Raw genomic sequence first — 13,031 nt, 5'->3', positions numbered from 1 at the left:
CGCGTGTGCCCCATAATGGCCGGCGTGCTTTTGCTGGGAGATGAAGATTTGTTCACTGGACGTTGGAAGGTGGTTGTGATGCTGGCCGGTGTTTTGGCTGGCTGCGGCAATGGCGATTCCATGGAGAGCTTCGGCGGCCGGACAATGGGCAGCACTTATTCAATCAAATACGTGCGCCATGCCCATCTGCCCGAGCCTGCGCAGGTACGCAGCGAGGTGGAGAAGATCCTCGCCGAGGTCGACAAGCAAATGTCTACCTACCGCAGCGATTCTGATATCTCGCGCTTTAACGAACTGCCCGCCGAGCGCTGTCAGACCATGCCCGCGTCGATTCTTGAATTAATTCGCGTCGGCGAGCAGCTGTCGCAACAAAGCGAAGGCTCCTACGACCTGACCGTAGAACCGCTGATGAATCTCTGGGGATTTGGCCCACAAGGGCGTGAGGAAAAAGTCCCAAGTGATGCGGCGCTGACTGAAGTGCGGCAGCGGGTCGGCCGCCAGCATCTGCATATCGATGGCCACCAGTTATGCAAAGACGCGGCGGTCGAGGTCGACTTCAACAGCATCGCTGCCGGTTACGCCGTCGATACGATTGCCGCCCGCCTCGAAGCGCTGGGCATCCACGATTACCTGGCCGAAGCCACTGGTGAACTCAAGGCCTGCGGCAAAAAACTCGATGGATCTTCGTGGCGCATAGCGTTGGAAGAACCGCGCGACGATCAACAAGTCGCCGAACGCATTATCAATGTCGACGGCTATGGCGTTTCCACTTCCGGCGACTACCGCAACTATTTCCAGCAGGACGGTCGGCGTTATTCCCACACCTTCGATGCCCGTACCGGTGCACCGGTCTCACACACCCTGGCGTCAGTCACGGTAATTCATCCTTCCGCGTTGATGGCCGATGGCTTGTCGACGCTGTTGCTGATTCTCGGACCTGAACGGGGGTGGGACTACGCGCAAATGCATAACATCGGTGCATTCTTTGTGATTCGTGCCGATACAGGTTTCGTCACACGAACCAATCAGGCTTTTGAGCGCCTCGCCGGCGGCAAAACGGGCGGCAAAACCGAATGATTGCGGCGATTTGCGCATTCAAGACTGGCGTTGTAGTGCAGGCAAAAGTAGCCTACGACGCGACCAAGGGTTAATGTGCGCGGCGTTGACGCTTCTATAGACTGTGTCCGGGTTCTGCACTGGCCCCAAATTGTTCCTTCACGCCGCAGAATCGGCGTGATTTAGCCGCAGGTGCCGAGGGCGCCGCGGCCTGTTCTGAGGAGTACGCATGGCTGTCTACAACTACGACGTGGTGGTGCTGGGTTCCGGCCCGGCCGGAGAAGGCGCGGCAATGAACGCCGCCAAAGCAGGGCGCAAGGTGGCGATGGTCGACAGCCGTCGCCAGGTCGGCGGCAACTGCACCCACCTGGGCACCATCCCGTCCAAGGCATTGCGTCACTCGGTCCGACAGATCATGCAGTTCAACACCAACCCGATGTTCCGGGCCATTGGTGAGCCGCGCTGGTTCTCGTTCCCGGACGTGCTGAAAAGCGCCGAGAAAGTCATTTCCAAACAAGTCGCCTCGCGCACCGGCTACTACGCCCGTAACCGCGTCGACGTGTTCTTCGGCACCGGCAGTTTCGCCGACGAGCAAACCATCGAAGTGGTCTGCGCCAACGGCGTGGTCGAGAAACTGGTGGCCAAGCACATCATCATCGCCACCGGTTCGCGTCCTTATCGCCCAGCGGACATCGATTTCCACCACCCGCGTATCTACGATAGCGACACCATCCTCAGCCTCGGCCACACCCCGCGCAAACTCATTGTTTATGGCGCTGGTGTGATCGGTTGCGAATACGCGTCGATCTTCAGTGGTCTGGGCGTACTGGTTGAGCTGGTGGACAACCGTGGTCAGTTGCTGAGCTTCCTCGACTCGGAAATTTCCCAGGCGTTGAGTTATCACTTCAGCAACAACAACATCACGGTTCGTCATAACGAAGACTACGACCGCGTCGAAGGCGTGGACAACGGTGTGATCCTGCACCTCAAGTCCGGCAAGAAGATCAAGGCCGACGCCTTGCTCTGGTGCAACGGTCGGACCGGCAACACCGATCAACTGGGTCTGGAAAACATCGGCGTCAAGGTCAACAGCCGTGGCCAGATCGAAGTCGACGAGGCTTATCGCACCGGCATTCAGAATATCTATGGCGCGGGCGACGTGATTGGCTGGCCGAGCCTGGCCAGTGCCGCGCACGACCAGGGTCGTTCGGCGGCGGGCAGCATTGTCGATAATGGCAGCTGGCGTTTCGTCAACGACGTGCCGACCGGCATCTACACCATTCCGGAGATCAGCTCGATCGGCAAGAACGAGCAGGAACTGACGCAGGCCAAGGTGCCGTACGAAGTCGGCAAGGCGTTCTTCAAGAGCATGGCGCGTGCACAGATTGCCGGCGAGCCTCAGGGCATGCTGAAAATCCTGTTCCACCGCGAGACGCTGGAAGTGCTGGGCGTGCACTGCTTCGGTTATCAGGCGTCGGAGATCGTGCACATCGGTCAGGCGATCATGAACCAGCCGGGTGAACTGAACACCCTGAAGTACTTCGTCAACACGACGTTCAACTACCCGACCATGGCCGAAGCCTATCGTGTCGCCGCGTACGACGGCCTCAACCGGCTTTTTTGAGCGGCTCCGGCCGGTGGCCTGAGCCGGCCGGGGAGACCGATTTCAGCAATTCTCGAGGGTGGCAGTGGCCAAACCGGGAAAGTCTGTAATCAGGCTGTCAACGCCGAAGTCGGCGAGTCTGCGCATCAGCGCGGGCTCGTTGACTGTCCATACCGACACATGCAACCCCTGGCGCTGCGCCTTTTGCAGGCGTTCCGGCGTACACAGGGTCCAGTTCAGCGCCAGAATCTCGCAGCCATAGCTTTGCGCAACCTTCAAAGGGTCGAGCCAGGCGTATTCGGCCACCAGTCCGCGAGACACGTCCGGCACCAGATCCAACGCCGCTTTCAACACTTCCCGCGAGCTCGAGGTGATCGTGACCTTGTCTAGCAGGCCGAAACGCTGAGCCATTTCCCGAATCGCCAGCACCGTGGTGACGGCGCGGGTGCGTGAAGCGCTTTTGACTTCCAGCTGCCAGTGCTCGAACGGACATTTCTCGAACAATTCTTCCAGCGTCGGAATCGGGCACGGCTTGATCCAGCCCGGGCCGCCTTTGCGTGCGTCGTAGGTCACCAGGTCGGCGGCGGACTGCTCGACTACTTTGCCGCGCCGGTCGGTGGTGCGCTTGAGCGTCGGGTCGTGGATGACCATCAACTCGTTGTCCTTCGACAGATGCAGGTCCAGTTCGCAACGGCGCACGCCGTGCTTGAGGCATTCCTGAAAGCTGATCAGGGTGTTTTCCGGTGCTTCGCCCTTGGCGCCGCGATGGCCGTAGATGAGGGTCACGGTTCTTCCTTAAATTAAATGCCTGATTCGTTTTCGCGGGCCAGACGTCGTTCCTGGGCCTGCTTCTGCAAAATGTAGCGAGCCAGCAGTTGGCGCTGGGCATCGGTGGGGCGTTCGAACTCGGTGCCGACGTCGTAGCCGCCGCCCTTGCGATCGCAATGGGTGACGCGCGCCCGTAACAACAGGCCAAGGGCTTGCGGCATCAGCACCAGTTTCACCGACAGGTGCGCGCCGACAGCGATCGCGGTCGGGTGCTGGAAGTCGATACCGCCCTCGGAGATGATCACCGGCTGCGGCTCGCCAATCTGCCCGAGCACGGTGAGGGCGATCACCTGGCTGAGCAGGTCGATGCGTTTGTTCTGAGATTTCAGGAGCGCAGCGAGGTTGCGGTCGCGCTCGCTGATCTGGCGCAGCAGGTGTTGCGACTCGAATTCGCTCAAGTGCAATTCGCTGAGCAGGTTGAAGAGTGGGGAAGCATCCTGCAACACTTCCTGGCCTGCGGCTTCGGGAGCGGACAGGGGCCGAATTTCCAGTGCGATCGTGTCCTCGATACGGTAGTATTCGCGGCGATCTTCTTCATCTAATGTCGACATGGCGAACCCATGGTAGCGGCGGTGGTCTGAGTGTAAAGCTGGTTTTCGACCCCCGCCACAAGGACGTTCCTTTTCCCTCCGAACAAGCCCCGACATGTTCAGACCTCTCTTCGTATTTATTGGCACGCGCTACACCCGTGCAAAGCGTCGCAATCATTTTGTGTCGTTCATTTCCCTGACCTCGATGATCGGTCTTGCCCTCGGCGTGATCGTGATGATCGTGGTGCTGTCGGTGATGAATGGCTTCGATCATGAGATGCGCACCCGCGTGCTGGGCATGGTGCCCCACGCGACCATCGAGTCCAGCGAACCGATCAGCGACTGGCAAAGCCTGGCCGCCAAGGTCAAGCAGAACCCGCAGGTCACGGCCGTGGCGCCGTTTACCCAGATGCAGGGTTTGCTGACCAACAACGGCAAGGTCTCCAAGGTGCTGCTCAACGCCATCGATCCGGCGCTGGAACGGCAGGTGTCGATCATCGACAAGTTCATGCTCCAGGGCAAACTCGACGACCTCGCCCCCGGCAGTTTCGGCATCGTCATCGGCGACAAGGCCGCTGCCAAGCTCGGCGCAGCCATCGGCGACAAGCTGACGTTCGTCGCGCCGGAAGTCACCGTGACCCCGGCCGGGATGTTTCCGCGCATGAAGCGCTTCACCGTGGTCGGCATCTTCCATGTCGGCGCCGGTGAGATCGACGGTTACCTGGGCGTCACCAATCTGCAGGACCTGGCCCGGCTGCACCGCTGGAAACCGGATCAGGTGCAGGGCATCCGCCTGAAGTTCGACGACCTGTTCCAGGCGCCGCGCACCGCGTGGAACATCGCCCAGCAGCTCGGCGAAGACCATTACTACGCTCGCGACTGGACCCGCACCCACGGCAATCTGTATCAGGCGATCCGCATGGAAAAAGCCATGATCGGTCTGCTGTTGCTGCTGATCGTCGCCGTCGCTGCCTTCAACATCATTTCCACCCTGGTGATGGTGGTGAACGACAAGAAGAGCGACATCGCGATTTTGCGTACCCTCGGCGCCACGCCGCGGTCGATCATGGCGATCTTCATGGTCCAGGGCACCGTCATCGGGGTGGTCGGCACGTTGATCGGCGCCGTGGTCGGGATCTTCGCCGCGCTGAACGTCAGCGCCGCGATCTCGGCCCTCGAAGGCTTGATCGGGCACAAATTCCTCAATGCCGACGTGTATTTCATCGATTACCTGCCGTCGCAAGTGCAGAGCCAGGATGTGTTGATGGTCTGCGCCGCCGCGTTGGTCCTGAGTTTCCTCGCCACCCTGTATCCAGCCTGGCGTGCCGCGCGCACCCAGCCTGCGGAGGCGCTACGTTATGAGTGAGTCGGGCATGAGTGAAAAAGCAATCTTGAGCTGCCGCAACCTGGGCAAATCCTACGAGGAAGGCCCGGAGTCGGTAGAGGTTCTGGCCGGACTGCAACTGGAACTGCACCCCGGTGAGCGAGTGGCGATTATCGGTACGTCGGGCTCGGGCAAAAGTACTCTGCTCAACCTGCTGGGCGGTCTCGACACGCCGACCAAGGGCAGCGTCTGGCTCGACGGCGAAGAGCTGTCGGCACTCAGCGAGAAAAATCGCGGCCTGCTGCGTAACCGTTCCCTCGGGTTCGTGTACCAGTTCCACCACTTGCTGCCGGAATTCACCGCGCTGGAAAACGTCTGTATGCCGCTGCTGATCGGCAAGACCGCGATCCCGGAAGCGCGTCAGCGGGCGACGGCGTTGTTGGAGCGGGTAGGGCTGGGGCATCGTCTGGAACACAAACCGTCTGAGTTGTCCGGTGGTGAACGCCAGCGTGTGGCCATCGCCCGTGCCCTGGTGAACAAGCCAGGTCTGGTGATGCTCGACGAGCCGACCGGCAACCTCGACTCCCACACCGCCCAGGGTATTCAGGATTTGATGCTGGAACTCAGCACCTCGTTGCGCACGGCGTTCCTGGTGGTGACTCATGATATGAACCTGGCTCGCCAGATGGATCGCGTCCTGCACTTGCAGGAAGGTTGCCTGACGCCCATCTGATTGACCGAAACCCGGCGTACTCAACAGTACGTCGGGTCTTTTATTTTTATACGGTGCCCCAGCGAATGTTCAGACCGTTATCGATCTTTATCGGCACGCGCTATACCCGCGCCAAACGCCGCAATCGCTTTGTCTCCTTCATCTCGATGACCTCGATGATCGGCCTCGCCCTGGGCGTGCTGGCGATGATCGTGGTGTTGTCGGTGATGAACGGCTTCCAGCGCGAAATGAGTTCGCGCATCCTCGGCATGGTGCCCCACGCGACCATCGTCGGCGTTAACCCGATTGACGACTGGCAGCCCGTGGCGGCCGCCGCGATGAAGAACCCGCAAGTGACCGCCGCCGTGCCATTCACTGAAATGGAAGGCATGCTGTCCTACAAAGGCACGATGCAGCCGATTCAGGTCAGCGGCGTCGATCCGGCGCTGGAAGGCAAGGTGTCGATCGTTGCCCAGCACATCGTTCAGGGCAAGCTCGATGACCTGAAGCCGGGCGAGTTCGGCGTGGTGATCGGCGAAATCACGGCGCGGCGTTTCCGCTTGAATGTCGGCGACAAGATCACCCTGATCGTGCCGGAAGTCAGCAATGCACCGGGGGGCATCACCCCTCGCATGCAACGCTTGAATGTGGTCGGTGTGTTCAAGGTCGGCGCGGAGCTGGACGGTTCGATGGCACTGATTCACGTCGCCGATGCCGCGCAGATGCAGCATTGGCAGCCGAATCAGGTGCAGAGCGTGCGTCTGGCAGTGAAGGATTTGTACGCGGCGCCGCAGGTGTCCAGCGAAATCGCGGGCGGTCTGGGCACGGCTTACAAGGCTGACGACTGGACCCACACCCAGGGCAGCCTGTTCAGCGCCATGAAAATGGAAAAAACCATGATCGGCCTGCTGTTGCTGATGATCGTCGCGGTGGCCGCGTTCAACATCATCGCCACGCTGATCATGGTGGTGAACGACAAGGGCGCGGACATCGCGATCCTGCGCACCATCGGCGCCACGCCACGGCAGATCATGGCGATCTTCATGGTCCAGGGCACGGTGATCGGGGTGGTCGGCACCCTGATCGGCGGTGTGCTCGGCGTGATCGCCGCGCTGAACGTCAGTGAACTGGTGGGCTGGATGGAGCGGGTCAGCGGACAACACATCTTCAGTTCCGATGTGTATTTCGTCAGCAACCTGCCTTCTGAATTGCAGGGCGGTGATGTGTTGCTGATTTGTTCGGCGGGGTTTGTGTTGAGCTTCCTGGCGACGGTTTACCCGGCTTGGCGGGCGGCGAAGATTGAGCCGGCTCATGCGTTGAGGTATTCGTAAGTCCTGAGACCGCTATCGCTGGCTTGCCAGCGATGAGGCCGTTCCTGCTGGCCTCATTCTCCCCTTGGCAACTCAATCACAAACCGCGTCCACCCATTCCCTGATTCGCAACGAATCTGCCCGCCATGGGCGCGAATGATCGACTGGGTAATCGCCAATCCCAACCCCGCATGTTCACTGCTGCCTTCCTGCCGTGCCGGATCCGCCCGATAAAACCGGTCAAACAGTCGCGGCAGCAACGCTTCGTCGATGCCATCGCCGCTGTTCTCAATTGTCAGACTCAAACCTTCCGCCAGATCGACAATCCGCACCCGAACCTCACCCTCGGCCGGTGTAAACCGCAGCGCGTTATCCAGCAAATTCGACAGCGCCCGTCGTAACATGCTGCGGTCGCCCTGCATGCGCGCGGTGCCTTCACGACTCAACGTCACCCGCGTGTCCTCGGCCAGTGGCGCAAAAAACTCCAGCAACACATCCGTTTCCTCCGCCAGTTCCAGCGGTTCACGTTTGGGCATCAACAAACCATGGTCAGCCTTGGCCAGGTACAACATGTCGTTGACCAACTGAGCCATCCATTGCAGTTCTTCGAGGTTGCTGTGCAGCGCTTCGCGGTAGTCTTCGAGGGGCCGTGGGCGGGTGAGGGTGACTTGGGTGTGGGTCAGCAGATTTGACAGCGGCGTGCGCAGTTCATGGGCAATGTCGGCAGAGAACGCCGAGAGCCGCTGGAAAGAGTCGTCGAGGCGTCCGAGCATGGCGTTGAAGTGGTGGGCCATTTCCGCGAGTTCGGGCGGCATGTGTTCTTCGGGCAGGCGAGCGTTCAGCGATTGCGCCGAGACACCTCGGGCGACCGCGCTCATGCGTCGCAATGGCCGCAACCCGCTGCGAGCCGCCCAGGCACCGAGCAGTGCCGTGGCCAGGGCGGACAAGCCAACAGTCAGCCAGATCAGGTGCTGCATGCGTTGCAGAAAATGCTGGTGATGGGTGATGTCCAGCAGCAAGGTCAATTGCGGAGACTCGGGCTTGTCGACAAATAACGGCGCATTCAGCACGCGGTAGTCGGTGCCGTTTTCGTTCACCGTGGACAGCCCCGGTTTTTTTGGCAACTCGGCGGGCAGACGCACCGAGCTGTCGTACCAGCGTTGGCCGTCACTGCCGGTAATTCGCAACGACAGATCGGCCTGACGACTCAACTCATCCGCCAGTTTTATTTCGCTGTCAGGCGACTGAATGTCGTGAAGCGCGCGGCGCACGCCAATCAGCTTGCCGTCCAGCAATTGCTGGTCCAACTCAACAAAGTGCGCCTCACTGGCACGACTGAACAGCACTCCGGCGAACAACGACACCACGGCGGTGCAGGCGGCGAACAGCAGCGCCAGACGGCTACTTAATGACAGTCGGCGCATCAGGCGGGACGCTCTTCGAGGACGTACCCCATGCCGCGCACGGTGTGGATCAACTTGTTCGGGAACTCGTCGTCGATTTTCAGGCGCAAACGGCGGATCGCCACTTCAATGACATTGGTGTCGCTGTCGAAATTCATGTCCCAGACCTGGGAAGCAATCAGCGATTTGGGCAGCACTTCGCCCTGACGACGCAAAAGCATTTCCAGCAGGGCGAATTCCTTGGCGGTCAGGTCGATGCGCTGACCACTGCGCTCGACGCGGCGGCGGATCAGGTCCAGGCGCAAGTCCGCCAGTTGCATGCTGGTTTCCTGCGACGCGGCGCTGCCCCTGCGCAAGAGGCTGCGGACCCGGGCCAACAGCTCGGAGAAGGCGAAGGGTTTTATCAGGTAGTCATCGGCGCCGAGTTCGAGTCCGTGGACTCTGTCCTCCACCGCGTCCCGTGCCGTCAGAAAAAGTACCGGCGTATCGAGGCCAGCGCTGCGCACCGCTTGCAGGATTTGCCAGCCGTCGCGGCCGGGCAGCATCACATCGAGGATCAACAAAGCGTAGTCGCCGCTCAATGCCAATTGCTGGCCGCTGATGCCGTCGGCCACCAGTTCGGTGTTGAACCCGGCCTCGGCCAGGCCTTGGCGCAGGTAGTGGCCGGTTTTCGCTTGGTCTTCGACGATCAGCAGTTTCATGGTCAACTCGGGTCAAATGGAACGAACGCTTTATACCGTGGGGCGTGCCGGTACAGGTCAACCTGACAAAGTTGTAATCTGGCTGTCAGGTTGCGGGCAGTGCCCGCAGTTTAAAGTTTTCCACAGGCTGAACCTTATCTTGTTGGAGTACGACTATGTTTTTGCGCAAACCTCTGTTGCTGGTCGCATGTTTGCTGGCGCTAAGCTCGCCGGCGTGGGCAGCGCCGGCGCATTACTATGATTTCGGTGAACCGGCCCCCGCCGCCAAGGCGACCCGCAGCGTTGAAGTGGTGATGGGTGACATGTCATTCACGCCCAAAGCCATCGACATCAAGGCCGGTGAGACGGTTCGTTTTGTGCTGGTGAATAAGGGCCAGCTGCTGCACGAATTTAACCTCGGTGACGCAGCGATGCATGCCAGACATCAGCAGGAAATGATGAAGATGCAGCAGAGCGGCATGCTCACCCCTACAGCGATGAAGGAAATGGACCACAGCTCGATGCCCGGCATGGATCATGTAATGAAGCATGATGACCCGAACAGCGTGCTGATCGAGCCGGGCAAGATCGCCGAACTGACCTGGACCTTCACTACGGCCACCAATCTGGAATTTGCCTGCAATATCCCTGGGCATTATCAAGCCGGCATGGTCGGCAAGTTGACTGTCAGTCAGTAAGCACTCAAAGGCGCACGCAAAGGCTGGTAGAATCCGCTGATTCTTCAGTCAGGTTTCCGCCATGCATCCCGCAGCCGAACACTCGCCGCTGGGCAAATCCAGCGAATACATCGCCACGTACACGCCGTCATTGCTGTTCCCGATCCCGCGCACCGCGAAATGGGCCGAGTTGGGCCTGACGGCAGAAACCCTGCCGTATAAAGGCGTGGATTTCTGGAACTGCTTTGAACTGTCGTGGCTGCTGCCGTCCGGCAAGCCCGTGGTGGCGATCGGCGAATTCAGTATTCCGGCGGATTCGCCGAATATCATCGAATCCAAGTCGTTCAAGCTGTACCTGAACTCGCTGAACCAGACATCGTTCGGCGATACCGAGAGCCTTGAAGCGACGCTGGTGAAAGACTTGTCCGCCGCGGCTGGCAAACCGGTTGGCGTGCGGATTCGCAGTTTGCAGGATGTCGAAGTCGAAGGCGTCATGGCACTGCCAGGCGTGTGCATTGACGATCTGGACATCAGCGTCAGCAACTACGAACACCCGCGTCCGGAGCTGCTGCGTTGCGATGATTCGCGCATTGTGGAGGAGAGCGTGCACAGCCATCTGCTCAAATCCAACTGCCCGGTGACCAGTCAGCCGGACTGGGGCAGCGTGGCGGTGGAATACCGTGGCGCGGCGCTGGATCACGCGAGCCTGCTGGAATACATCGTGAGCTTCCGTCAGCACTCTGACTTCCATGAACAGTGCGTGGAGCGGATCTTTCTTGATCTGCAACGGTTGCTGAAGCCGGAGAGGCTGACGGTGTATGCGCGGTATGTGCGTCGTGGCGGGTTGGACATCAACCCGTATCGCAGTACGGAAACCGTACAATTGCCGAACCACCGCTTGGCCCGCCAATAAAGTCAGGATCTTTTGACTTCTCTGAAAATGAAAAGCCCCGCTATCAATAGCAGGGCTTTTTTGTATCCGACGGATTCAGATTCCGATATTGCCCAGGGTTTGCACGATGTTGCGCAAGGTGCCGGCAATGGCGGGGTGTTCGAGTTCAAAGCGTTCTACTGCGAGGTTCACGCCGTCAGCGAGGTTGGAGTCTTTGGTTTTGGTTTCGAGCTCGATCTCAAGTTCGATCTGTTGCATCAGCGCGTGCAGGTCCTCGCGCTCGGCGTCGGACAGCGGCGGATTCTGTTCCAGTTGCTCGCGCAAAGTAATGAGCTGTTGTTGCAGTTCGCGGGCAGGCATGGCGTTCTTCCTTTTATCGATAGGCACTGGCATAGACCGCAGCGGCGCGCCAAAGGTCTATGGCTGACCTATAGATTAATCCACTCGTGCGCAACGTGCCTGCCTTCATAGGTATAAGGCAGCTGTCAGGGCTTTTCGCCCTTGAGGCGACGCAGGCTGATGTCCGCCAGGCAGGTGTCGAGCTCGCCCAGGTTGTCGATCACCGAATGCACGCCGAGGTTGAACAGTTGCACCGTGGCCTTGCCACGCAGGTGTTCGCGTTCTTTTTGGCTCAACGCCTGCCATTCGCTGGGCGCGAGCCCGCAGAGCGAGCCACAGGACGCCAGGCCAATCGTCCACAGCCCCGCGGTCAGGCCCGACTGCAGCAGTCGCGGTTCGCCGCTGACCAGCACGCAGCCATCCAGTCGATCCACATTTAGCGCCATCAAGGCTTGCCAGCACGCATCCGGCTTCGGCCACGGATTGATTGTTGCAGGGTATTGCGAAGGTTTGATCCATTCCGGCAGCGCGCTGGCCAGGGAATGGCTGAGGGCAGGGGAGAGCTCATCGAGCCAGGCGCAGGGAATCTGCTGGCGCTGCAGACTCCGCAGACTGTCCAGCGCGCCGGGCGTGACCTCGGAATGCTCTGCGGCATGGGCGTTGTGCTCGCGCGTGCGAGCGCCGAAATCCACCAGGCAGCCGCTGAGGCCGAATAGCACGGCGGTCAGGCTGGATGCAGCAAGGGGCAACGCTTCGGCATGCGACATATCTACGTCCCTGAAATAGCCATAAGGCTATGCGCTGCCGGTGACAGTTACGTGACATTGATGTGAATCGCTCACCGTCGTGGCGAATCATCCGTAGGCCATCGCGCACGATGCTGCCTAAAGCGGCTATTCCGTCTTATACTAGCTAGCTTAACGCCCGGGCCAAGCCGCCCGAGCCAGTACAATCCAAGGAGTTTTTCTATGCGCTGGAGCAATCATCTCGCTCAGCTGTTTGTGTGCGCCAGTGTGTTGCTGGCTCCGTTCGCTGTCCAGGCAGCCACGGAAGACGACCCTTGGGAAAGCATCAACCGCCCGATCTACACGTTCAACGACGTGGTTGACACTTATGCGCTGAAGCCTCTGGCGCAGGGCTATCAGTTCGTGACCCCGCAATTTCTCGAAGACGGCATCCACAACATGTTCCGCAACGTCGGTGATGTCACCAACCTTGCCAACAACCTCTTGCAGGCCAAACCGGCCGCTGCCGGCGTCGACACTGCGCGCCTGATCTTCAACACCACCTTTGGCCTGCTGGGCTTCTTCGACGTGGGCACCAAAATGGGCCTGAATCGCAGCGACGAAGATTTCGGTCAGACGCTGGGCTACTGGGGTGTGGGAAGCGGCCCGTACGTGATGCTGCCGTTGCTGGGCCCAAGCACCTTGCGTGACGCGCCGGCCAAGTTCGTCGACGGCTACACCGGCCCGTACCCGTACATCAACGACGTGCCTGTGCGTAACTCGATCTTCGGTCTGAACATCGTCGACACCCGCGCCAGTCTTTTGTCGGCTGAGAAGCTGATCAGCGGCGACAAGTACACCTTCATTCGCAACGCCTATCTGCAGAATCGCGAATTCAAAGTCAAAGACGGTAAGGTCGAAGACGATTTCTGATCTCGACCAGTAAAACCAA

The 13,031-nt window shown here is 59.8% G+C and carries 14 protein-coding genes; 8 read left to right on the top strand and 6 right to left on the bottom strand.

Annotated features, from left to right (window positions below; translation table 11 throughout):
* Window positions 1–78: 78 nt before the first annotated feature.
* Together ACYZT4_RS11715 and sthA are read left to right on the top strand one after the other, a co-directional pair.
* Window positions 79–1,077 carry an FAD:protein FMN transferase gene (locus ACYZT4_RS11715; RefSeq protein ID WP_461987926.1) on the top strand — a complete coding sequence of 333 codons (999 nt, stop codon included), beginning with the start codon at window positions 79–81 and terminating at the stop codon, window positions 1,075–1,077.
* A gap of 208 nt (window positions 1,078–1,285) precedes the next feature.
* The gene (gene sthA, locus ACYZT4_RS11710) at window positions 1,286–2,680 is read left to right on the top strand and encodes a Si-specific NAD(P)(+) transhydrogenase (RefSeq protein WP_262164907.1); all 1,395 of its coding nucleotides are present in this window, start codon (window positions 1,286–1,288) and stop codon (window positions 2,678–2,680) included.
* Window positions 2,681–2,722: 42 nt separating this feature from the next.
* On the opposite strand, the gene ACYZT4_RS11705 is transcribed toward sthA, so the two are convergent.
* Window positions 2,723–3,445 carry a glycerophosphodiester phosphodiesterase gene (locus ACYZT4_RS11705; RefSeq protein ID WP_461987924.1) on the bottom strand — a complete coding sequence of 241 codons (723 nt, stop codon included), beginning with the start codon at window positions 3,443–3,445 and terminating at the stop codon, window positions 2,723–2,725.
* A 14-nt stretch (window positions 3,446–3,459) separates the two neighbouring features.
* Complete coding sequence (locus ACYZT4_RS11700; RefSeq protein WP_461987922.1) at window positions 3,460–4,038, bottom strand: PilZ domain-containing protein; 579 nt, start codon at window positions 4,036–4,038, stop codon at window positions 3,460–3,462.
* Between the two features lie 94 nt (window positions 4,039–4,132).
* Here ACYZT4_RS11700 and ACYZT4_RS11695 point away from each other — a divergent pair, with 94 nt between their 5' ends.
* The 3 genes from ACYZT4_RS11695 to ACYZT4_RS11685 all read left to right on the top strand — a co-directional run bounded on the left by ACYZT4_RS11695 (window position 4,133) and on the right by ACYZT4_RS11685 (window position 7,384).
* Window positions 4,133–5,383: a lipoprotein-releasing ABC transporter permease subunit gene (locus ACYZT4_RS11695; RefSeq protein ID WP_461987920.1), complete on the top strand. Its 1,251-nt coding sequence runs from the start codon at window positions 4,133–4,135 to the stop codon at window positions 5,381–5,383.
* A gap of 7 nt (window positions 5,384–5,390) precedes the next feature.
* A complete protein-coding gene (gene lolD / locus ACYZT4_RS11690; RefSeq protein ID WP_461987918.1) occupies window positions 5,391–6,074 on the top strand; it encodes a lipoprotein-releasing ABC transporter ATP-binding protein LolD in 684 nt (227 codons plus the stop codon).
* 65 nt (window positions 6,075–6,139) lie between these two features.
* Window positions 6,140–7,384: a lipoprotein-releasing ABC transporter permease subunit gene (locus ACYZT4_RS11685; RefSeq protein WP_461987917.1), complete on the top strand. Its 1,245-nt coding sequence runs from the start codon at window positions 6,140–6,142 to the stop codon at window positions 7,382–7,384.
* 53 nt (window positions 7,385–7,437) lie between these two features.
* Here ACYZT4_RS11685 and ACYZT4_RS11680 read toward each other — a convergent pair whose 3' ends face one another.
* Both ACYZT4_RS11680 and ACYZT4_RS11675 read right to left on the bottom strand, forming a co-directional pair.
* Window positions 7,438–8,787 carry a heavy metal sensor histidine kinase gene (locus tag ACYZT4_RS11680; RefSeq protein WP_461987915.1) on the bottom strand — a complete coding sequence of 450 codons (1,350 nt, stop codon included), beginning with the start codon at window positions 8,785–8,787 and terminating at the stop codon, window positions 7,438–7,440.
* Window positions 8,787–9,467, bottom strand: coding sequence for a heavy metal response regulator transcription factor (locus ACYZT4_RS11675; RefSeq protein ID WP_461987913.1), 681 nt, complete (start codon window positions 9,465–9,467; stop codon window positions 8,787–8,789). Before ACYZT4_RS11675 ends, ACYZT4_RS11680 begins: the two co-directional genes overlap by 1 nt.
* A 155-nt stretch (window positions 9,468–9,622) precedes the next feature.
* Between ACYZT4_RS11675 and copI the strand changes: the two genes are divergently transcribed.
* Window positions 9,623–10,144 carry a copper-resistant cuproprotein CopI gene (copI, locus tag ACYZT4_RS11670; RefSeq protein WP_461987912.1) on the top strand — a complete coding sequence of 174 codons (522 nt, stop codon included), beginning with the start codon at window positions 9,623–9,625 and terminating at the stop codon, window positions 10,142–10,144.
* A gap of 61 nt (window positions 10,145–10,205) precedes the next feature.
* Window positions 10,206–11,036, top strand: coding sequence for an NADPH-dependent 7-cyano-7-deazaguanine reductase QueF (gene queF / locus ACYZT4_RS11665; RefSeq protein ID WP_461987911.1), 831 nt, complete (start codon window positions 10,206–10,208; stop codon window positions 11,034–11,036).
* A gap of 75 nt (window positions 11,037–11,111) precedes the next feature.
* On the opposite strand, the gene ACYZT4_RS11660 is transcribed toward queF, so the two are convergent.
* Together ACYZT4_RS11660 and ACYZT4_RS11655 are read right to left on the bottom strand one after the other, a co-directional pair.
* Complete coding sequence (locus ACYZT4_RS11660; protein WP_461987909.1) at window positions 11,112–11,375, bottom strand: DUF4404 family protein; 264 nt, start codon at window positions 11,373–11,375, stop codon at window positions 11,112–11,114.
* Window positions 11,376–11,500: 125 nt separating this feature from the next.
* A complete protein-coding gene (locus ACYZT4_RS11655) occupies window positions 11,501–12,121 on the bottom strand; it encodes an HAD family phosphatase (RefSeq protein WP_461987907.1) in 621 nt (206 codons plus the stop codon).
* A gap of 201 nt (window positions 12,122–12,322) precedes the next feature.
* On the opposite strand from ACYZT4_RS11655, the gene ACYZT4_RS11650 reads away from it, so the two are divergent.
* Window positions 12,323–13,012, top strand: a complete 690-nt coding sequence (locus ACYZT4_RS11650) for an MlaA family lipoprotein (RefSeq protein WP_461987906.1) — start codon at window positions 12,323–12,325, stop codon at window positions 13,010–13,012.
* Window positions 13,013–13,031: the final 19 nt, after the last annotated feature.

The sequence above is a fragment of the Pseudomonas sp. GB2N2 genome (genome assembly GCF_054897705.1).
Note: the sequence above shows the minus strand (reverse complement) of the source record. Positions and strands in the feature narration are given on the sequence as shown.